Genomic DNA, 17,926 nt, shown 5'->3' on the forward strand with positions numbered 1-17,926 from the left:
CCGCGGGCGCGCGAGTCGCAAGGTGTTTCTTCGGCCCGCCGCTGGGTTGGCACATGACTCTGGAAGACCTGCAAACGGACGTCACGGACGCCTACTCCGACTTCGACGACGAACTCGGCGTCGCGCTCGACCGCGAGACGAAGAACGAGCTGGCGATGCTGTCAGTCGCGCTGGACCCCGAGGACACCGACGAACTGGTCCGACGGGCGGTGCACATGCTGTTCCAGTCGGCGGTCGAACGCGGCTCGCTCGACTTCCACCTCCGGTCGGGGTACGACTGCACCTACGACGAGTACCTCTCGGGGATGAGTTACGACGAGATGACCGGGGGCCAGTTCCCCCAGCAGGACGACAACGACGACCGACGCTACCAGTTCTGAACGGCTCGTGGCCGGCGACTAGGCGAGGAGGACGACGGCGGTCAGGCTCCCGGCGGCCAGCACGGCAGCACTCCACAAGGCGACGCGGCGAGCCAGCTGCCGGTTCGGGCCGCCCCCATGGAGCGGTATTGACGCCACAGTTTTTTGCGCACCCCAGTGAAAGGTCCTGACATGGCCTCTTACGACGTCGACGTAGACTGGCCCCGGGCCTTCTGGATCGGCTTCGGGGCCGTCTTGGCGGCTGTCCTCCTGTTCGTCCTCTACTCGTTCATCGGGACGTTCGTCTTCGGGGTGTTCCTCTACTACGCGACACGTCCCCTCTACCGGCGCATCTACGGGCGCATCCGTCAGCGGACGCTCGCGGCTATCATCTCGCTGTCGCTGCTCGCCCTCCCGATAATCATACTTCTGTACTACACTATCGCCATCGCGCTCCAGGAGTTCGGTCGCTTCGCCGAGTCGGCGGAGTTCGGCCCGATAGAAGAGTACGCCTCCCCGTACGTCAACGTCTCCGAAGTCGTCCAGAACCCGCAGGCGCTCGTCGATAGCGCCGGTGGTACCGGCGTGTTCGTCGACTCAGCCACGCAGCTGCTCGATTTTCTCGGCCTCGTCGGAACCGGGCTCATCCACGGCTTCGTCATGCTGGCGTTCGCGTTCTACATGCTCCGGGACGGCGGCCGGTTCGCCGAGTGGTGCAAGAACTATCTGGACCACCGGGGCAACCTGGACCGGTACTTCGCCGAGGTGGACCGCAGTTTCGACCGCGTGTTCTACGGGAACATCCTCAACGCCATCGTGACGGGAGCCATCGGTGCCATCGCGTTCAGTCTGGTCGACGCCGTTGCACCGGCCGGCCTCTCGGTTCCCTACCCGGCGCTGACAGGCTTGCTCGCCGGGGCGGCCAGTCTCATCCCCATCATCGGGATGAAGATCGTCTACGTTCCGATGGCCGGCTTCCTCGCGGTCGAGGCAGGCCTCCAGGGTGAGGGGTGGTGGTTCGTCGCCCTGTTCGTCGTCGTCGCGCTCGTCGTCGTCGACACGATTCCGGACCTCATCATCCGGCCGTACGTCTCGGGCGGCGGGTCGCTGAAAATCGGGCCGTTGGGGACGAAACCCGACCAGTTCGAGGACCAACCCGGCCTGCATACGGGGACGCTGATGTTCGCGTACATCCTGGGACCGTTCCTGTTCGGGTGGTACGGCATCTTCCTGGCCCCGATGATTCTCGTCCTGGTGGTGCACTTCGCGCGGTTCGTCCTGCCGGAGCTTTTACAGGGGAGACCCATCAAGCCAGGTGCCGTCGACCCGACGAATCTCGCGGGGACGGAGGCGGACCTGCTGGAGAACGATTCAGCGAGCGACCAGACAGACGAGACGGGGCCGAGTTCGAAGAGTAGCGGTGGCCCGCGAGCGACAGGCGACCCAGCCAGCGAGTGAGCGGCCGGCGGTTTCAGAGCTCGACGTACTGGTCTTCCCACTCGCGTCGGGCGTCGATTTCGCGACGGCCGCGGCGAGTCAGCGTGTAGAAGTTGGTCCGACGGTCGCGCTGCCCCTTCTCGACGAGGCCCTTGTCGACGAGCGTGTCCAGGTTCGGGTAGAGTCGACCGTGGTGAATCTCTTTCTCGTAGTACGCTTCCAGTTCTTCCTTTATCGCGAGGCCGTGTGGTTCTTCTCTCCCGGAGATGACGTAGAGGAGGTCTCGCTGGAATCCTGTGAGGTCGTGCATCAGTACGTTCTAGTATTCTGTTAGTGTCTGAATCATTTAACTATGTCGTCCCGATAGGTGTCGGTGCCCGTGACAGGCCCGTATGCGGGGCTATTCGAGCTGTGAAACCTCCTTCAGTCAATCATCACGGCCCGTCAGATCTCGTCAGAAGGATTTCATTCTCGACAAAGGGTGCGCCGACGGGATTATTAACTTGGCTGACAAACTCAACGTATGCCCGAAGAAGTGCTTTTCGAGAGCGAACGGAAGATGGACCGAGGCGCCGTCGCGGAGTACCTCCGAACCCTCGCCGACAACCTGGACACGGGGTCCGACGTCACCCTCCGAGCTGGCGACCAGTCGGTGACGCTCCACCCGCCGTCACACGTCGAGTTCGAGGTCAAAGCGGAACGCGAGGGGCCCGCCGACGGCGACGGCGAACTGAGTATCGAGGTCGAACTGGAGTGGCCGGAGAACCCCAGCGACGACGCACTCGAAATCGAGTGAGAACAGCGCGGCTGCCTGTTATTGGTGGAGCGAAGTAAGTGGAAAGCGGTCGCCAAAAATGCGACCGCTTGCCGCCCTGAATTGGTCCCCGCTGACGCTTCGGCCCTCCAAGCGAAGCGTCACGTGAAGACTGGTGGGAGAATAACTTAAAAGTACCGGCACCGGCTCAGACCTGTTATCTGCCACACGTGAACCGCCGGGTCAGATGTGTTCCTCCTCGAGGACCCAGCCGAGCGCGCGTTTGTAGTGCGTGAACAGCATCCGCACGCGTTCGTGATTCATGTCCCCGCTGTCCAGCTGCTCGGCGAGGTACTCGTACTGCTCTCTGATTTCGGCCTCCGAGCGCATGACGTCGCCTACACGGCGAGCGCGGAACAATCTTGAGGCCAGGGCGACGAGGGGGAGATATGAAAGTGCGTGGCGAACGGGAGTGTCAGGACTGCGGGACGCGCTGGTCGTACTACGAGACGGGGAGCATCTCGTGCCCGGAGTGTGAGAGCGTCCACAGCGTCGGCGTCGGCGACCGGACGCGGCATACGGACTCGCCAGTGAGGCTCGACCTGACGCCCGTCCGGAACCGCATCGACGCCGACGCGACGCGGGACGTCGCGACCGCCGCGGCCGAACGGTGCCGGGAGTACACGCGACAGCGCGGCTTCATCGACGCCGGCGCCCTCCAGACGCTCGACGAGACGTTCGCCGCCGCCGTCGTCCTCCAGTACGTGGGCTCGCACGTGGCCCGCGAGCTGCGAGTCACCGACGACGAGGAGCTGTACTTCCTGGCGCTCCTCTCGGGGGCCGACCAGGGTGAGCGGCCCGGCGTCGACGAGCTGCCGTCCTCGCTCCGGGTCCCGTTCGGTCTGGCCGTTGCCCACGCCGTCGAAGCCTACCAGCGTGACGTCCGAACCTATCTCAACGACGACGAGGACGAGACGGCGCGACGGCTCTCCGGGCGAATCCGTGACCACCGAAAGCGAATCGAGGCGCTCGACGGCGACGTGGACCCGGCCGACGCCAACCGACTGCTCCACGCGGCGCGTGACCTGGGTCGGTTCGTCGCCGGCGAGGAGAGCGCCTACGTCACCGCGGACAACTGGCTCACCGGCATCGGCGGGTCAGTCACCTGACGCACGGAGCCGGGCCACCAGGTCGCGGTCCAGACACGCTTCGGGGACCGACTCCCGCCAGGCGACCCGCTCGATGTCTTCGCCATCGAGGCCCGGGTCGTCGGCCGTGATCAATGACTCGGGCGTCGCCCGGTAGGTCCCGAAGAAGAACGTCTCGCGCGCTTCACCGTGAGTCACCGTTACTTCAGTCACCGCCGCGAGGTCGTCGACGCGACACTCGACGCCGGTCTCCTCTAGAATTTCTCGACGGACGGCTTCGCTGCGCGTTTCGCCGGCTTCGACACCGCCGCCGGGGAGCTTCCAGCGGTCGTCCTCGTAGACGAGCAAGAGCCGGTTCGCGTCGTCCTCGACCAGCGCACCGACGGCCCAGACCAGGTCGCGGTCACCCCGGTCACGGAGTGCCCGCAGGCCCGACGCGTCCGTCTCGCGCGTGACGCGCCGGGTGAGAACCGGTCGGTCCGCGAACGCTGCGAGCGAGGGCATTCAGGGCAGGTCGACGTCGACGTCGTGCTGCAGGCTGGCCGCCTTGACCGTGTTGTACAGCAGCATCGCGCGCGTCATCGGACCGACGCCACCGGGCACCGGCGTGATGGCACCGGCGACGTCCTTCGCGCTCTCGAAGTCGACGTCGCCCACCAGCTCGTACCCCTTCTCGGTATCCGCCTCGACACGGTTGATACCGACGTCGATGACCGTCGCGCCCTCGCCGAGCATGTCGCCATCGACCATCTCTGGGACGCCAGCCGCCGCAATGACGATGTCCGCCTCGCGCGTTTTCGCCGCGAGGTCCTTCGTCCGGGAGTGACACACCGTCGTCGTCGCGTTGCCGCCTGGGGCCTTCTGGATGAGGAGGTTCGCCATCGGCTTGCCGACGATGTCGGAGCGCCCGACGACGACGGCGTCTTTACCCTCGGTGTCGACGCCGGCCGACTCGATGAGCTTCTGGATGCCGTGGGGCGTGCAGGGCTTGTACCGCGCGTTCCCCGCGACGAGGCGGCCGACGTTCTCGGGGTGGAAGCCGTCGACGTCCTTCAGCGGGTCGATGGCCCGGAGCACCTGTCGATCGTCGACGTGGTCCGGGACGGGCATCTGGACGAGGATGCCGTTGACGTTCTCGTCGGCGTTCAGTTCGTCGATGGTATCGTACAGCTTGGTTGCGTCGGTCTCGGGATCGATCTCGATGTCGATGGCCTCGATTCCGACCTCCTCGCAGTCGCGCTGCTTCATCGAGACGTACGTCTCGCTCGCGGGGTCATCGGACATCAGCACCGTCGCGAGCGACGGCCTGACGCCCGCATCGTCGAGCTGGTCGATACTCTCGGCGAGGCCGTCACGGACCGACTGGGCCAGTGCGTCGCCGTCGATAATCTCGGTCATTGTCTAGTGTGGCGTCACCGGGGGTTTTCTAAGGTGCGGATTCGCTCCGGTGTGCACTCCTGTGACACGCCAGCGGCGCCGTCGAACGGCTCGTCTCGGCGGTGAATATAGATAGCGTCGATTCGCCGGCCGTGAATACGAATTGACGCCACAGCCATACTACGGTCCGTCCTACGCCCGTCACGACACATGAGCCCGATTCCGTTTGTCTCCGGTCTCGAAGCAACACGGAGGACGGACAGATGACCGACGCCGAATCGAAGCGTGTCGAACTAGCCTACGGCGAGTTCGAGTGCGCCGGCGAGCGCGTGGTCCGTCTCGAGGACGTCGAGCGCGACGAGGCGTGGATTCGTTCGACGGTGTTCGTCCCGGTAGAGCCCTAGGGACACGGCTGGTCGGCCATCGACTGGCGCTCTGGCCCTTGCTCGACGGCTCGCATCGCACCACCATCGACCGTGACCAGCATCGCCTGCCCACCGTACCCGTGTTCCTGGTCGTGGCCGCGGACGACGACGCAATCGACACCAGCCGGGATTTCGACCGTCTCGGAACGAGTGAACGGGGCCGTCGAGTGCGCGTGGAGCAGGTCTCGTCGCCCCAACTGCTCTCCGTCGAACGTCTCGACCTGCCACCAGTCCGCGTAGCCGTCCTCGCCATCGTCGTCGTGGTACAGCGTCACGTCGAACCGGTAGTTCCGGTCACCGCTGTTCGTCACGGCCACGTCGGTCACGTTCGCTTCGCGGAGGTCCAGGTCGTCGCCCGTTGGCTCGTCAGTCGCCGAAGGGGTCGGCATATCCGTTGCTTCCGTGGCCGCCTGGGTCACGGGTTCGGACGGTTGCGCCTCGGGTGCAGAACCGTCGCCACAGCCAGCGAGGGTCGCCAGGGCTGCGACCCCTGCCGTGAGGACAGTCCGTCGCGTCCTGTCGAGGTCGGTCACACCGACCCAACGGGGCGAGCAGTAAAAAACCAGCCGGGAAACCCCCTCTTACGGTCGCTGCTTTCACTGTCAGGGTGTACAGTCATACTGTCAGCGAACCATTCTCTCTCATGGTTGCAGGACGTCTACTAGAGTGGCTCGTCAGGGACACGGTGCAAGAAGCGAATCGAGACGTGAGCCGAGTGAAGCGAAACGCGGTCAACGTCGTCACCCACCCCATCAGAACGCTCTTCAACATCGTCTTCATGACGCTCCTCTTCGGCGTGCTGTACACCATCGTTTACGACGGCGCGGCCGTCGCCACGGTGGACGCTGCCGAGGGCAACAGTCTGGCGATGGCGCTGGCTATCCTCCCGCCGCTGCCGATACTGGCGCTCATCGGGGCGGCCATGGTCGTGCTGGTCCCGCTCACGATGATCTTGCAGGGGTTCAAGAAAGACTGGGAACACTAAATCGGAAGCGTACTGGACTCGAACAGCGACCGACGCTCAGTCGTACAGCGGGTACTCGTCGGTGAGCTCGTCGACACGCTCGCTGACCTCGGCGACGACGGTTTCGTCCTCCGGAGCGTCGACGACCTCGTAGATGAGGTCTGCGACCTCGCGGCAGGTCTCCTCGTCGAATCCACGGGTCGTCAGCGCGGGCGTCCCGGCGCGGATGCCCGATGGGTTGAACGCGGAGCGCGTCTCGCCAGGGACCGTGTTGGCGTTCAGGACGATGCCGGCGTCCTCGAGTGCGGCCTCCACGTCCTTGCCCGTCGTGTCGGGGTGCGAGGGACGCAGGTCGATGAGGACCAGATGGTTGTCGGTGCCGTCCGAGACGAGTTCGAGGCCGTGCTCCTGGAGTCGCTCGCCGAGGGCCTTCGCGTTGTCGACGGTCTGTGCGGCGTACGCCTCGAACTCGGGTTCGAGCGCTTCGCCGAAGCCGACGGCCTTGCCGGCGACGTTGTGCATCAGCGGGCCGCCTTGCGAACCGGGGAAGACAGCCGAGTCGACGTCGTCGGCGTACTCCTCGTCACACATGATGATGCCGCCGCGGCCGGCGCGGATAGTCTTGTGCGTCGACCCGGTGACGAAGTCAGCGACGCCGACGGGCGACTCGTGGACGCCGGCGGCGACCAGACCAGTGATGTGCGCGATGTCGGCGAGGTGGTAGGCGTCCACGGCGTCGGCGGCTTCCTGGATGCGCCCGAAGTCGACCTCGCGCGGGTACGCCGAGTAGCCCGAGACGATGATGTCCGGCTCGAACGCCTCGGCTTTCTCTTTCAGAGCGTCGTAGTCGATGTAGCCCGTCTCCTCGTCGACCTCGTACTGCTCGACCTCGTAGACCTGGCCGGCGAAGTTCGCCGGGTGGCCGTGCGAGAGGTGGCCGCCGTGGGTCAGGTCCAGCGAGAGAATCTTGTCGCCGGGGTCGAGCACGGCGAGGTAGACACCCATGTTCGCCTGCGAGCCCGAGTGGGGCTGGACGTTGACGTGGTCGGCACCCCACAGCGCCTTGGCACGGTCGATGGCCAGTTGCTCGACGTCGTCGGCGAACTCACAGCCGCCGTAGTATCGCGAGCCGGGATAGCCCTCGGCGTACTTGTTCGTCAGTTCGGAACTCTGGGCTTCGAGGACCGCCTCGCTGACGTGGTTCTCGCTCGCGATCATCGCCAGCGTGTCGTTCTGGCGGGCGCGCTCGCCCTCCAGCGCGTCTGCGACAGCAGGGTCCGTCTCGCGGACTGTGTCGTAGGTCATATCGACTTCTCTGGACCCGCCCGACAATAAGCTACCCTTTGGGCGACCGTGTGAGAGCCAGTGACGAGCGCGAACACGAACCTGTCAGGTTCGAACTAATGGCTTTCTTCCGCTCGCTTAAGCAGCGGTCTGAAACACGATACGGGGGTATTTAATGGAGCCAAAATATTGTGGATGGCCGACACGAACCAGTACGTATTTAATCGACTCTCGCAGAGTTGGGACCGTACGTCACATGGGGGTGACTGAGATTGTGGGAGTAAACGACGAAGTCGACGCAGACCGGGGCACAGCCGAGACGACCGGCTTTCGTAGCGACTCCGAGACGGGACCGGCAGAGATCCAGGTCCCGGGGACGGTCATGGGCGTCGCGACCGGCCTGTCGTATCTGAGCGCGGCCCACCGCTCGATGGCGCCCGCTCGGTCCCATCCGGACCACCGGAGCCACCCGCCGCTCGTGACCGTTGGCGACACGGTCTCCGTCCCGCGGTCCGTCCGTGACCGGAAACCCGAGACCGGTATCGAACTCGCGGTGCCGGCGACCGTCTCGGACCTGTTCGTCGCTGCGCCGCTCGCGTACTATCTGGGCGCGGACCTGCGGGCCGTCGACCGGGACACCGCGGTCCTCACGGCGGCTGGGACGAGCGTCAGACGGCGGTTCGAGCGACGGCCGCAGTTCCAGGACCGCGTGGCCGCGCTCCTGAGACGCGTCTTCTACCTCGACTGTCTGGTTCGACGGGTCGACGCAGACACGAGTGCCGGCGACCTGCTCAGTCGGCTCGACCTCGACCCGGAGTCGGTCCGGTCGCTCTCGCCGGCCGGTCGACTGGAGCGCTATCTGGCGGTGCCCGACGACACGCTCGATGGCACACTGCCCGACTGGCACCTCGCGACGCACGTCCATCCCTCCATCGAACGGGCTCGATATCTCCCCTTCCTGCTCGACAAACTCAGTCTGGTCTACATCGCCGACGGGGCCGAGATGGAGCCACGGGACCTCCTCGACAGGACGTTGACCGACGCCTTCCCGACACGCGGTAGCGACTCGCCCGCGGAGTCGGTACTGGCGCCGTCGCTCGGTGCTGGCCGGTCACAGGCCTGGATGGCCCCGGGGACGCCCATCGACGCGTTCAAGACGACGCCGGCGGCCTTCGAGAACCGGGGGCGCTACCGTGACCGGGATACCGAGCCGGTATCGGTCGCCGTCGTCCGGAACGACGACGGGATGGCAGACGAACACGGGGCCGTCGCCGAGATATACCGCGGCGCGGACCGCTCGGTGGACGTCACCGTCAGCGAGCGACTGCGCACGGACGAGCTGGCGGCCGTGTTCGAAGCCGAGAACGACTTCGTGCATTTCATCGGACACTGTGACGACGCGGGCTTGCGCTGTCCCGACGGGAACCTCGCGTCGGACTCGCTCGGGGACGTGCGCACGCCCACGTTCTTCCTCAACGCCTGTGGCTCCTACGACGAAGGGCTGGCGCTGGTCCGCCGGGGTGCCGTCGCCGGTGCGGTGACGTTCACCGACGTCCTCGACAACCACGCCGCGTTGGTCGGCACCGCCTTCGCGCACCTGCTGAGTCACGGCTTCTGCCTCCAGCGAGCCATCGAACTGGCCCGCCGCCGTATTATGATGGGGAAGGACTACGCCGTCGTCGGTGACGGCACGTACGCGCTCGTCTCCCAGGGCACCCATCCGATAGTCGTGTGGCTCTCGGAGTGCGACGGCGGCTACGAGCTGGCCTGTGAGGTGGTCACGCCGCGCTCGGCCGGTGGGCACTACCGCGTCCCCTTCGCCGACGAGCAGACCCTCAACGGGACGAAGCGGACGTTCACCGTCGGTGCGGAGCGGCTGCCCGGGGAGCTGCGGGCGGCGTCGTTCCCGATCATCTTCGACGGCGAGTTCTACTGGTCCGACGACCTGGCCGCCCACCTCGAGTCGAGCGAGTAGCGCCGGCACCCGTATCCACCACCAAGAACACAAGTGTCGTCTCGCCGTTGCGAAATCGCTGCCCGCTCGAAGAACCCGCCAGAATAGCGCTACAGAACCGTTTTCCGGTTTGATAACGACGATTCGATGGTTTATTTATCCAGGTAGAAGGCGAGAGTGAGTCCTCCGCGATAGAATTCAACACGAGTTGGCCGGTAAAATTAAATATGATACTGGACTATATATCTAGCAAAGACAATGAGTACAAATCTGCTACAGGACGACATCGGAACCATCCTCACGTCCGTCTTCGACGCGGGTGAGACACTGTACGTCGTCAATCCCTCCGGGGAGACGATCTCCGAGTTCATCACGACGCTGGAGGATAGTTCGGCCCACCCCGAAGTCCGGATGCTCGCCGAGGAACGGGTCCTGAAAGATATCATGGACGACTTCATCCTGGCCAGCACCGCCGCCGACCTCATCGAGGCCGAGACGCTCGCACTGCGACTGCTGGCGGACGGCCCGAACCACTCGATCGCAGTGACGAGCGACGAGGTGTACGCGCTCGTCACCGTCGGAGACTCCGTCGCGGGCCTGGGGACGGACGACGACGAATTCGTCGGCGACGTCTTCGGGTTCTACGCGGACGTCTGGGACGACGCCGAGGCGTTCTCGCTCCGAACACCGCCGCTCTCGCTCGTCCAGGAGACGCTGGAGTCCGACATCGGCTCCGAGACGGCCGCCGACTTCGACGCGGTGCTCGGGTCGCTCGCGACCGCTCGCGGTGACGGTGACGGCCTGGACGAGGTGACAATCGCGCTCCTGGTCGCCGCGAAGAACGGCGAACTGCTGTACGACATCAGCAAGTGGGGGGAGGACATCGGCCTCGCGAGCAAGGCGACGTTCTCGCGGACGAAGACGAAGCTCGAGGACATGGGCCTCATCGACACCGAGAAGGTCCCCATCGACGTGGGCCGTCCGCGCCTCCGCCTCATGCTCGGCGACGAACGGCTGAAAGGGGCCGACACCGACGACCTGGCGAGTATCACCCAGAGTATCCTGGCGGCGTAAGGCGGACGGTGGCTGTGGGTTTTTCTATCTCCTCCGTGTCTCACCAGGCATGACCAGCATCGACGTCGCGGGGGAGGGCACTGCCACCGAGACCCTCCTCGCGGCGCTCTCGGACACGGACGCCGACGTACGACACAGTGAGGAACCCGACTTCGACGGCGCCGACATCGTCGTCGTCGTCGACAGAATCGCCGCTGACCGATTTGGGCGAGCGAACGAGCGAGCGGGCGCGACGGGAACGCCGTGGGTCGCGGTGGAGCTCGGTGGTGTCGGCGGCGTGCCGGTCGTCGACGCCGCGGTGAGCGGATTCGGCCCGGAGGTGGGGTGTTTCGACTGTCTCGCGTCCCGCGTCGCCGCGAACGTGACCGACCACGACGAGCCGGTGGAAGCCCCCGACCCCGGCGTACAGCGGTTCGCGGGAGCGGTCGCAGGTCGCAAAATCAGCCAGTTCCTCGACGGCGACGCGGTGCTCCCCGGGACCGTCATCGAGGTACCTCACGCCCAGCGTCAGTTCCTCCCGGTTCCCGGATGCACCTGCGCCGCGGATCCGGACCGCACGCTCAGGCAGGCAGACAGCGAACCCGACGGGCCGGCGCTGGCCCGTGCGCAGGAGGGACTCGACGAGCGGGTCGGCGTCGTCAGCGAGGTCGGCGAAGCGGAGTCGTTCCCCGCACCGTACTACCTGTCGACGCTGGCCGACACCTCGGGGTTCAGCGACGCGACGGTCCCACGGCAGGCCGCCGGCGTCGCCGTCGACTGGGACACCGCCTTCATGAAGGCGCTGGGTGAGAGCTACGAGCGCTACGCGGCCGGCGTCTACCGGAGCGAGTCGCTTCCCACCGGCCCGCCCGCACGGGTCGAGAACCCCGTCGAGCCCACAGCGTTCGTCCGGCCCGAGGGGTGGGACTGGAGCGGCGAGTCCATCGAGTGGTACCCCGCCGAGCGGCTCGACACCGGCGAGCGACACCACCTTCCGGCGGAGACGGTGTTGTACCCACCGCCCTCTCGTCGGGTCCGACCCCCGGTGACGACCGGACTGGGACTGGGAAGCACGGGGACAGAGGCGTTGCTCTCCGGACTCTACGAGGTCGTCGAGCGCGACGCCGCGATGCTCTCGTGGTACTCGACGTACGACCCGCTGGGTATCGCCGTCGAGGGCCACGACACCTTCGAGACGCTCCGTCGGCGCGCGGCGTCCGAGAACCTCGAGGTGACGCCACTCTTGCTCACACAGGACGTCGACGTCCCGGTCGTCGGCGTCGCAGTCCAGGGCAACGAGTGGCCGGAGTTCGCGCTCGGCTCGGCCACGTCGCTCGACCCGGTCGACGCGGCCACGGGCGCACTGGCGGAAGCGCTCCAGAACTGGATGGAACTCGACGGGATGGGGGCCACAGAGGCGCAGGACGCGGATGGCGCCATCGGGCACTTCGCGCGTCGACCGGACGCCGCGGCGTCGTTCGTCGAGACGGAGACGACCGTCCCGGTGGACAGCGTCGGTCCCGACTCGGTCCCCGAAGGTGAGGACGAACTGGCGAAACTTGTCGACCGGGTGACTGCGGCCGGACTCGACCCGTACGCGGCGCGCATCACGACCCGCGACGTCGAGCGACTCGGCTTCGAAGCGGTCCGTGTCGTCTGTCCGACCGCACAGCCGCTCTTCTTCGACGACCCCTACTTCGGCGAGCGCGCCGAACGGGTGCCCGAGTCGCTCGGGTTCGCGCCACGGCTCGACCGGGAGCACCACCCGTTCCCGTAGGTTGGCGCCGTTCGGGTGGGAAAATACGGAGGTTTAGATACCAAACGTCGCGCGCAGCATGTCGCGGGTCCCGGGCCCGAGGCCGACGGCCGTGACCGCGACCAGCAAGAGGAGCGCGTACCGCGGACTGTCCTCCAGGAACTCGTCGTTGAACAGCCACACGACAGCCGAGGCGACGACCAGTTTCACGATGAGGAACGGCCAGGAGGTCCCCAGGACGGCCGTGAGGTTCGCGGGCTGGAGCGCTTCGGTGGTCGAGATGATGAAGGCGTTGGCCGGGTGCTTCGGGTAGTAGGTCAGCGGGACACCCAGCGTGTCCAGCCAGTCCGCGAGGAGGACGTTCGCCACGCCGTCGATGGCGTGGCCCCAGATGACCAGCAGGCCGATGAGCCCGGTGCCCGAGTTCACCTCGGGCTTGAACGCCTCGAACGCCCGGTAGAGCCCGTAGGACAGCGCGGTCGCGATACCGACGGTGACGAGCAGGACCGACGGATACGCCGTCGAGTAGTCGGTGGTGACGGCGACGAACGACAGGTAGACGAGGGTGACGAGGACCAGGACCGACCCGGTGACCGCCGTCGCGCGGTAGTAGTTCTCGATGTACCCCTCCTTCTCGGCCCAGACGGCGGTCACCAGCGTCGCGAGCGTCAGCAGGAAGACGGTGCCGTAGATGACGGGGCTGATGATGAGCGAGCTGAGCGGGTACTCGACGAACGGCGTGAACCCGGCTTCGAGCGCTCGGTCGGTCGCGTCCTCGACGGTTCGCAGCGCGCCGCCCAGCAGCATGAACGGGACGAACGCGAAGTAGAGCTTCGGGTCCTCGGCGATGTCCAGGTTGTCGAGCAGGAGGTAGACGCCGACCAGCATGAAGATGAGGATGAGCATGTAGCCGACCTCGGAGACGACGGTGTAGCCCGGCTCGGCGACGATTCGTCCGTCCTGGATGGCCGCAGCACAGCCGCTCGTAAGCGCTTCCGGTCCGCTGGGCGTCATCACGGCGCAGCTGGCCGCTTTCGCGTCGGCGTAGACCGGGCCCCAGAAGTATCGCCAGAGGAACCCGTCCCAGACGACTCGCGGAACTGCGAGCGCCGCAACGATGCCGACGACGAGGATGGTGACGAACGAGGCGATCCAGAGCCGTTCCGGACCGTACTCGTCGACGACTCGTCCGAAGGTGTTCATGCGTCACAGACCGGCATCGGGAGATTTCAGGCTTCCGGTCCCGTGCGCCGTGTCCGGGAAATCAACCGGCTCGTCAGCTCAGTCTAGCGCGTCCGCAGCGGCGGCCAGCAGTTCGTCGTGAGCCTCGCCGTTCGAGGCGACGAGTCCCTCGCTGTCGAATTCCCACGGCTCGCCGTCCAGGCCGGTCACCGTGCCACCGGCCTCTCGGACCATGTGCACGCCCGCGACGGTATCCCAGAGGTACATCGGGGTCGTGCAGATAGCCCCGTCGAGGCCGCCGTCGGCGACGAACGCGAGCGTCGCCTGGAAACTGCCGATACGACGCATGTCGCCGAACCGTTCGACGACGGCGGTACAGAGGTCGCCGAACTCGGTCCGGTCGTCCCGGTCCCACCACCCGACCGGTGCGACGGCGAACGTCTCCGGGTCCGCTCGGTCGCTGACCGAGACGGTCCGACCGTCACGGGTGACGCTCTCCGGCCCCGCGGCGTACAGGTCGCCGGTGGCCGGGAGGTACGTAGCCGACCCGACCGCCGCGCCGTCGACGGTCGCCGCGACGCTCGTCGTCCACGTGTGTAACCCGCGGACGAAGTTGGCCGTCCCGTCGATTGGGTCGACGACCCACGCGGCGCCACTGTCGGGAACGGCGTCGAGCGCCAGCGGGTCGTCCGCATCGGACTCAGGGCCGACGAACTGCGTCAGTTCCTCCTCGCATACGAAGCCGTCGTCGGGGAACTCCTCGCGGATGGTCGCGACGACCTGCTGCTGGGCGTCCCGGTCCGTCTCGGTCACGTAGTCGTTCTTGTTCGCCTTCGTCTCGACGACCAGGTCGCCGCGGAACGCCTCGCGGGCGACAACGCCCCCGGACCGGGCGGCGCGTTCGGCGACCGCCGCTCGGTGGTGTTCATCAGCCATGTCCCCGTGTTCACAACCGACCCACTAACATCGCTCGGTCTGCTGACGGCTGTACTGGACACTCGGTGCGGCCGTGGTTCGCCTCGGGACGACGTCGTCCTGAGACGGCTGATGAACTCCACCCCAATGAAGCGCCGGGGTACTCGTCCGCGTCCGCTGCCGCTTCGGGTATCTCTGAAGCGGTCGGGCCACGGGACCACCGCCCCATAGTGACTACTGTACGTCATTCCGGTATCGACCGCACCACGGTGTGCGGTCGAACCGGGAAACAGGTACAGCAATCACTATCAGTCGGTTGCCTCGATCTCGGGGGTCTGCGACACGTCCGCCCCGCCCTCGACGACCACCCGGCCCGGGAGCGACGGGTCCGGCTGACGTCCAAGTGTCAACAGCCGCTCGGTGAGTGTAAGCTCCTCCGGACTCGGGTTCGGCTTCTCGATGGGTTCGTACTCGACGGCGACCCCGTCGGCGTCGGCCGCGATACGGACCGCTGCGAGTTGATACGAGGGATAGAACACCGGCGGGAGAATACCCATAATGCCGTCGCGGCGGTGCAGGCGCTTCAGCCACGTCCCGGTGTTGACCAGCACCCCATCGTCGACTGCCTGCACGCGCGGCCGGTGGGTGTGGCCGTAACAGAAGACCGCGGTCTCGGGAGTCTCGGCGAACACCTCACGGGCAGCCGTCTCGTAGGGGGTCTCGTCGTCGACAGTGAGCGCCGTCTCGAAGACGCCGAAGCGCTGGATGGTCTGGCGGACGTCGCGGCGGATGAGGTACAGCGGGATGCCGACCAGCAACACCAGCCCCGCCAGCGACACGTTGAGCACGAGCAGCGACCAGAGCACTGCCCCGGCTGGGCCGAACTGTGAGAGGAAGGTCGCGGTCAATTCGACCGGCACCGACCAGACGCCGGCGAGGTCGAGTCCCGCCAGCACGGCCAGCAGCGCGCTGACGTTGAACAAGAGCAAGAACGGGACCAGCGCGTAGCGCAGGACCGGATGCATCTCGAGGTAGAAGTACTTCGAGAGGAGCCAGACCGGCATCCGCTCGGTCGGCGTCACCGCCTGGACATCCCGGAGCCAGTTGTAGCGTCCGCGGTCCGACAGCCTGCCGGCTCGGCTCGTCACCAGGGTGTTGTAGTAGTAGCCAAGCGGCGTCGCGTGTGGGTTCCCCCAGTCCTCGATCCGGTTGTTCGGGTCGCGCTGGTGGCCGTGTTCGAAGTGGATGGTCCGGCCGTCTATCGGTCGGGTCATCGACTGCTCCTGGACGACGTCGACGTTGTAGTCGTCGAAGCGCTCGACGTACTCGTCGTAGACGGCGAGTTCGTGGTCGTGATTGCCCGGTAAGAGCGTAATCGGGGTGTTTTCACCTGTCGCGTGGAACTGCTCGAACAGTTCGGGGTAGGTCTCGACGAGCGCGTCGAACTTGGCGGGGCCCTCGATCTCCGTGAACTCCCACAGACCGAAGGCGTCGCCGTTGATTATCAGTTCCGCGTTCTCGTCGGTGGTCTCCAGCCGCGTGAGGAACTCGAGCAGTTCGTCGAGGAACGCGGCGTGCTCCAGCTGTTCGTCGCCGCCGATGTGCAGGTCACTGATGACGTAGTACACCGGCTCGGTAGCGTCGGTCACTGGCTACGGCTTTGGACTGGGATTATATGGGGTTTTCCTCGTCGTTCGAGCAGTCGCTCACGACGACCCTACGGGAGCGGGTTTTGCGTGCGCCGCCGGTCGAGTGACTACCTGGGTTGGTGCGCAGGAATTTGCGAGGGAAGACCGCTCCGTGCGAGTCTTCCAGCACTGTTTGCGAGGGACCGCGGTAGGTCCAACAGTGCGAGGGAAGGGATTTGAACCACGGAAAGACGGTCGCGACGGAGTCGCGCTGCGACTTTCCTGCTTCAAACCCTCCGTTTGCATCTTACTCGGCGCGTCGTGCGCCTCGTGCGATGCGAGGGAAGGGATTTGAACCCTTGGACCCCTACGGGAGCGGATCTTGAGTCCGCCGCCGTTTCCTGGCTTGGCTACCCTCGCACGCGTCTCTCGACCAACCACCGTCCAGGGTCGGGCACCGCGATTGGTCCGGTAGAGAGTCACGCCGACTCGTATAAAGGTGCCACGGAAACGCGTCGCCGAACGTCGTCGCGATGCCAGCACTCGTACCAGTTTACTCCAGATAGGGCGTCTCGATGTCGATCTCGACGGGGAGGAACGCGTTCAGCCGGGTGGTGACGCCGTCGAACAGGGTGATGAGCGGCGAGAGTCCCATCTCGACGTACCGGACCGGGGCGGCGACGGTCAGCGCCCAGTCTTTCGCGTTTGCGAGTCCATACGCCTTGGGCACGATCTCGCCGAACAGCAGGATGAGGACGCTCGTGAGGACGGTGGTCGCGACGACCGCTGGACCGGGGGGCAGCGACTGCGCCACGAGGACCGTCACGATGCTCGCGATGGCGATGTTGACGATGTTGTTGCCGACGAGGAGCGTCACGAGAAGGCGGTGTGGGTCGTCGAGCAGTTCCTCGAGCACCTTCGCACGGTCATCGCCCGTCGTCGCTTGCGCGTCGATCCACTCACTGGGCAGGGAGAACACCGCGATCTCCGAACTCGAGAAGAACGCGCTCAACGCGAGCAACGACACGACGGCGACGGCCCCACCGGCCAGAACGAGTACACTGGTCATGGCCTGGCATCGGAGAGCCGAGTCAATAAGCCGTCGCTCTCCTCGGGCCCGCCCACCGGAGGATTCACCCGGCCCGCGAGCGAAGGGTGGCTATGGACGACCACACGCGGGATCCCTCCGTCGCGCCCCCCAGTGGGAACCCGGCCGGCTGGCGCGCCGACGGCCAGTGGGAGCACGCCACCCTCCGGCAGGCGGTGGTCCACGGCGTGCGACTCTACAACTCCGGTGAGTTCCACGAGTCACACGACTGCTTCGAGGACGAGTGGTACAACTACGGCCGCGGGAGCACCGAGAGCAAGTTCCTCCACGGGATGGTCCAGGTGGCCGCGGGCGCGTACAAGCACTTCGACTTCGAGGACGACGACGGGATGCGCTCGCTCTTTCGAACCTCGCTGCAGTACTTCCGCGGCGTCCCGAACGACTACTACGGTGTCGACCTGCTCGACGTGCGGACGACGGTGACCAACGCGCTGTCGGACCCCTCGGTGCTGGAGGGATGGCAGATACGGTTCGACGACGGCTACCCCACTGCCAGGGACGTCGACTTCGAGTACGCCGAGCGCCTGGACTGACACGCCGAATCCACACGACTCTAAAGGCTGGCTTCCCAACGGACGGTAG

The 17,926-nt window shown here is 66.0% G+C and carries 20 protein-coding genes and 1 tRNA gene; 10 read left to right on the top strand and 11 right to left on the bottom strand.

Annotated features, from left to right (window positions below):
* Nucleotides 1-53: 53 nt before the first annotated feature.
* Nucleotides 54-380, top strand: a complete 327-nt coding sequence (locus P1L41_RS13010; RefSeq protein ID WP_276296156.1) for a ribbon-helix-helix protein — start codon at nucleotides 54-56, stop codon at nucleotides 378-380.
* 171 nt (nucleotides 381-551) lie between these two features.
* Nucleotides 552-1,817, top strand: coding sequence for an AI-2E family transporter (locus tag P1L41_RS13015; RefSeq protein ID WP_276296157.1), 1,266 nt, complete (start codon nucleotides 552-554; stop codon nucleotides 1,815-1,817).
* Nucleotides 1,818-1,830: 13 nt separating this feature from the next.
* Here the strand turns inward: P1L41_RS13015 and P1L41_RS13020 are convergent, their stop codons facing one another.
* Entirely contained in the window at nucleotides 1,831-2,106 is a 276-nt protein-coding gene (locus P1L41_RS13020) for a PadR family transcriptional regulator (protein WP_276296158.1), read from the bottom strand.
* 213 nt (nucleotides 2,107-2,319) lie between these two features.
* Here P1L41_RS13020 and P1L41_RS13025 point away from each other — a divergent pair, with 213 nt between their 5' ends.
* Nucleotides 2,320-2,592, top strand: coding sequence for an amphi-Trp domain-containing protein (locus P1L41_RS13025; protein ID WP_276296159.1), 273 nt, complete (start codon nucleotides 2,320-2,322; stop codon nucleotides 2,590-2,592).
* A gap of 201 nt (nucleotides 2,593-2,793) precedes the next feature.
* Here P1L41_RS13025 and P1L41_RS13030 read toward each other — a convergent pair whose 3' ends face one another.
* Nucleotides 2,794-2,940 carry a hypothetical protein gene (locus P1L41_RS13030; RefSeq protein WP_276296160.1) on the bottom strand — a complete coding sequence of 49 codons (147 nt, stop codon included), beginning with the start codon at nucleotides 2,938-2,940 and terminating at the stop codon, nucleotides 2,794-2,796.
* A 59-nt stretch (nucleotides 2,941-2,999) separates the two neighbouring features.
* Here P1L41_RS13030 and P1L41_RS13035 point away from each other — a divergent pair, with 59 nt between their 5' ends.
* A complete protein-coding gene (locus P1L41_RS13035; RefSeq protein WP_276296161.1) occupies nucleotides 3,000-3,719 on the top strand; it encodes a DUF7117 family protein in 720 nt (239 codons plus the stop codon).
* Here the strand turns inward: P1L41_RS13035 and P1L41_RS13040 are convergent.
* Nucleotides 3,708-4,202, bottom strand: coding sequence for an NUDIX hydrolase (locus P1L41_RS13040; protein WP_276296162.1), 495 nt, complete (start codon nucleotides 4,200-4,202; stop codon nucleotides 3,708-3,710). The two genes, P1L41_RS13035 and P1L41_RS13040, sit on opposite strands and share 12 nt — an antisense overlap.
* Entirely contained in the window at nucleotides 4,203-5,096 is an 894-nt protein-coding gene (locus P1L41_RS13045; RefSeq protein WP_276296163.1) for a bifunctional methylenetetrahydrofolate dehydrogenase/methenyltetrahydrofolate cyclohydrolase, read from the bottom strand.
* 242 nt (nucleotides 5,097-5,338) lie between these two features.
* On the opposite strand from P1L41_RS13045, the gene P1L41_RS13050 reads away from it, so the two are divergent.
* Nucleotides 5,339-5,479: a hypothetical protein gene (locus P1L41_RS13050; protein WP_276296164.1), complete on the top strand. Its 141-nt coding sequence runs from the start codon at nucleotides 5,339-5,341 to the stop codon at nucleotides 5,477-5,479.
* Here the strand turns inward: P1L41_RS13050 and P1L41_RS13055 are convergent.
* Nucleotides 5,476-6,033, bottom strand: a complete 558-nt coding sequence (locus P1L41_RS13055; protein ID WP_276296165.1) for a hypothetical protein — start codon at nucleotides 6,031-6,033, stop codon at nucleotides 5,476-5,478. The genes P1L41_RS13050 and P1L41_RS13055 overlap by 4 nt on opposite strands.
* 110 nt (nucleotides 6,034-6,143) lie before the next feature.
* Between P1L41_RS13055 and P1L41_RS13060 the strand changes: the two genes are divergently transcribed.
* Nucleotides 6,144-6,485, top strand: a complete 342-nt coding sequence (locus tag P1L41_RS13060; RefSeq protein ID WP_276296166.1) for a hypothetical protein — start codon at nucleotides 6,144-6,146, stop codon at nucleotides 6,483-6,485.
* Nucleotides 6,486-6,521: 36 nt separating this feature from the next.
* On the opposite strand, the gene glyA is transcribed toward P1L41_RS13060, so the two are convergent.
* The gene (gene glyA, locus P1L41_RS13065) at nucleotides 6,522-7,769 is read right to left on the bottom strand and encodes a serine hydroxymethyltransferase (RefSeq protein WP_276296167.1); all 1,248 of its coding nucleotides are present in this window, start codon (nucleotides 7,767-7,769) and stop codon (nucleotides 6,522-6,524) included.
* Between the two features lie 253 nt (nucleotides 7,770-8,022).
* Between glyA and P1L41_RS13070 the strand changes: the two genes are divergently transcribed.
* From P1L41_RS13070 to P1L41_RS13080, 3 genes are all read left to right on the top strand, one after another.
* Nucleotides 8,023-9,723, top strand: coding sequence for a hypothetical protein (locus tag P1L41_RS13070; RefSeq protein ID WP_276296168.1), 1,701 nt, complete (start codon nucleotides 8,023-8,025; stop codon nucleotides 9,721-9,723).
* Nucleotides 9,724-9,960: 237 nt separating this feature from the next.
* Nucleotides 9,961-10,776, top strand: a complete 816-nt coding sequence (gene tbsP, locus P1L41_RS13075; RefSeq protein WP_276296169.1) for a transcriptional regulator TbsP — start codon at nucleotides 9,961-9,963, stop codon at nucleotides 10,774-10,776.
* 49 nt (nucleotides 10,777-10,825) lie between these two features.
* Entirely contained in the window at nucleotides 10,826-12,532 is a 1,707-nt protein-coding gene (locus tag P1L41_RS13080) for a YcaO-like family protein (RefSeq protein WP_276296170.1), read from the top strand.
* A 33-nt stretch (nucleotides 12,533-12,565) separates the two neighbouring features.
* Here the strand turns inward: P1L41_RS13080 and P1L41_RS13085 are convergent, their stop codons facing one another.
* From P1L41_RS13085 to P1L41_RS13105, 5 genes are all read right to left on the bottom strand, one after another.
* Nucleotides 12,566-13,714: a DUF63 family protein gene (locus P1L41_RS13085; RefSeq protein WP_276296171.1), complete on the bottom strand. Its 1,149-nt coding sequence runs from the start codon at nucleotides 13,712-13,714 to the stop codon at nucleotides 12,566-12,568.
* A gap of 78 nt (nucleotides 13,715-13,792) precedes the next feature.
* On the bottom strand, nucleotides 13,793-14,629 hold the full coding sequence (locus P1L41_RS13090) for an inositol monophosphatase family protein (RefSeq protein ID WP_276296172.1): 837 nt from the start codon (nucleotides 14,627-14,629) through the stop codon (nucleotides 13,793-13,795).
* Nucleotides 14,630-14,916: 287 nt separating this feature from the next.
* Complete coding sequence (locus P1L41_RS13095; protein WP_276296173.1) at nucleotides 14,917-16,257, bottom strand: metallophosphoesterase; 1,341 nt, start codon at nucleotides 16,255-16,257, stop codon at nucleotides 14,917-14,919.
* A 315-nt stretch (nucleotides 16,258-16,572) separates the two neighbouring features.
* Nucleotides 16,573-16,656 (bottom strand) — tRNA-Leu (locus P1L41_RS13100).
* A gap of 133 nt (nucleotides 16,657-16,789) precedes the next feature.
* Nucleotides 16,790-17,305, bottom strand: a complete 516-nt coding sequence (locus P1L41_RS13105) for a DUF21 domain-containing protein (protein WP_276296174.1) — start codon at nucleotides 17,303-17,305, stop codon at nucleotides 16,790-16,792.
* Nucleotides 17,306-17,397: 92 nt separating this feature from the next.
* Here P1L41_RS13105 and P1L41_RS13110 point away from each other — a divergent pair, with 92 nt between their 5' ends.
* On the top strand, nucleotides 17,398-17,877 hold the full coding sequence (locus P1L41_RS13110) for a DUF309 domain-containing protein (RefSeq protein ID WP_276296175.1): 480 nt from the start codon (nucleotides 17,398-17,400) through the stop codon (nucleotides 17,875-17,877).
* Nucleotides 17,878-17,926 lie beyond the last annotated feature (49 nt).

The sequence above is a fragment of the Haloarcula ordinaria genome, from assembly GCF_029338275.1.
In the GTDB taxonomy this organism is placed as follows: Archaea; Halobacteriota; Halobacteria; order Halobacteriales; family Haloarculaceae; genus Haloarcula; species Haloarcula ordinaria.

Excerpts from the sequence above, each read along its gene's own strand:
- P1L41_RS13015 (WP_276296157.1), top strand. The coding sequence starts at position 552 with ATGGCCTCTTACGACGTCGACGTAGACTGGCCCCGGGCCTTCTGGATC.
- P1L41_RS13030 (WP_276296160.1), bottom strand. The coding sequence starts at position 2,940 with ATGCGCTCGGAGGCCGAAATCAGAGAGCAGTACGAGTACCTCGCCGAG.
- P1L41_RS13085 (WP_276296171.1), bottom strand. The coding sequence starts at position 13,714 with ATGAACACCTTCGGACGAGTCGTCGACGAGTACGGTCCGGAACGGCTC.
- P1L41_RS13105 (WP_276296174.1), bottom strand. The coding sequence starts at position 17,305 with ATGACCAGTGTACTCGTTCTGGCCGGTGGGGCCGTCGCCGTCGTGTCG.
- tbsP (WP_276296169.1), top strand. The coding sequence starts at position 9,961 with ATGAGTACAAATCTGCTACAGGACGACATCGGAACCATCCTCACGTCC.
- P1L41_RS13080 (WP_276296170.1), top strand. The coding sequence starts at position 10,826 with ATGACCAGCATCGACGTCGCGGGGGAGGGCACTGCCACCGAGACCCTC.
- P1L41_RS13035 (WP_276296161.1), top strand. The coding sequence starts at position 3,000 with ATGAAAGTGCGTGGCGAACGGGAGTGTCAGGACTGCGGGACGCGCTGG.
- P1L41_RS13010 (WP_276296156.1), top strand. The coding sequence starts at position 54 with ATGACTCTGGAAGACCTGCAAACGGACGTCACGGACGCCTACTCCGAC.
- P1L41_RS13090 (WP_276296172.1), bottom strand. The coding sequence starts at position 14,629 with ATGGCTGATGAACACCACCGAGCGGCGGTCGCCGAACGCGCCGCCCGG.
- P1L41_RS13045 (WP_276296163.1), bottom strand. The coding sequence starts at position 5,096 with ATGACCGAGATTATCGACGGCGACGCACTGGCCCAGTCGGTCCGTGAC.
- P1L41_RS13110 (WP_276296175.1), top strand. The coding sequence starts at position 17,398 with ATGGACGACCACACGCGGGATCCCTCCGTCGCGCCCCCCAGTGGGAAC.
- P1L41_RS13020 (WP_276296158.1), bottom strand. The coding sequence starts at position 2,106 with ATGCACGACCTCACAGGATTCCAGCGAGACCTCCTCTACGTCATCTCC.
- P1L41_RS13060 (WP_276296166.1), top strand. The coding sequence starts at position 6,144 with ATGGTTGCAGGACGTCTACTAGAGTGGCTCGTCAGGGACACGGTGCAA.
- P1L41_RS13050 (WP_276296164.1), top strand. The coding sequence starts at position 5,339 with ATGACCGACGCCGAATCGAAGCGTGTCGAACTAGCCTACGGCGAGTTC.
- glyA (WP_276296167.1), bottom strand. The coding sequence starts at position 7,769 with ATGACCTACGACACAGTCCGCGAGACGGACCCTGCTGTCGCAGACGCG.
- P1L41_RS13040 (WP_276296162.1), bottom strand. The coding sequence starts at position 4,202 with ATGCCCTCGCTCGCAGCGTTCGCGGACCGACCGGTTCTCACCCGGCGC.
- P1L41_RS13025 (WP_276296159.1), top strand. The coding sequence starts at position 2,320 with ATGCCCGAAGAAGTGCTTTTCGAGAGCGAACGGAAGATGGACCGAGGC.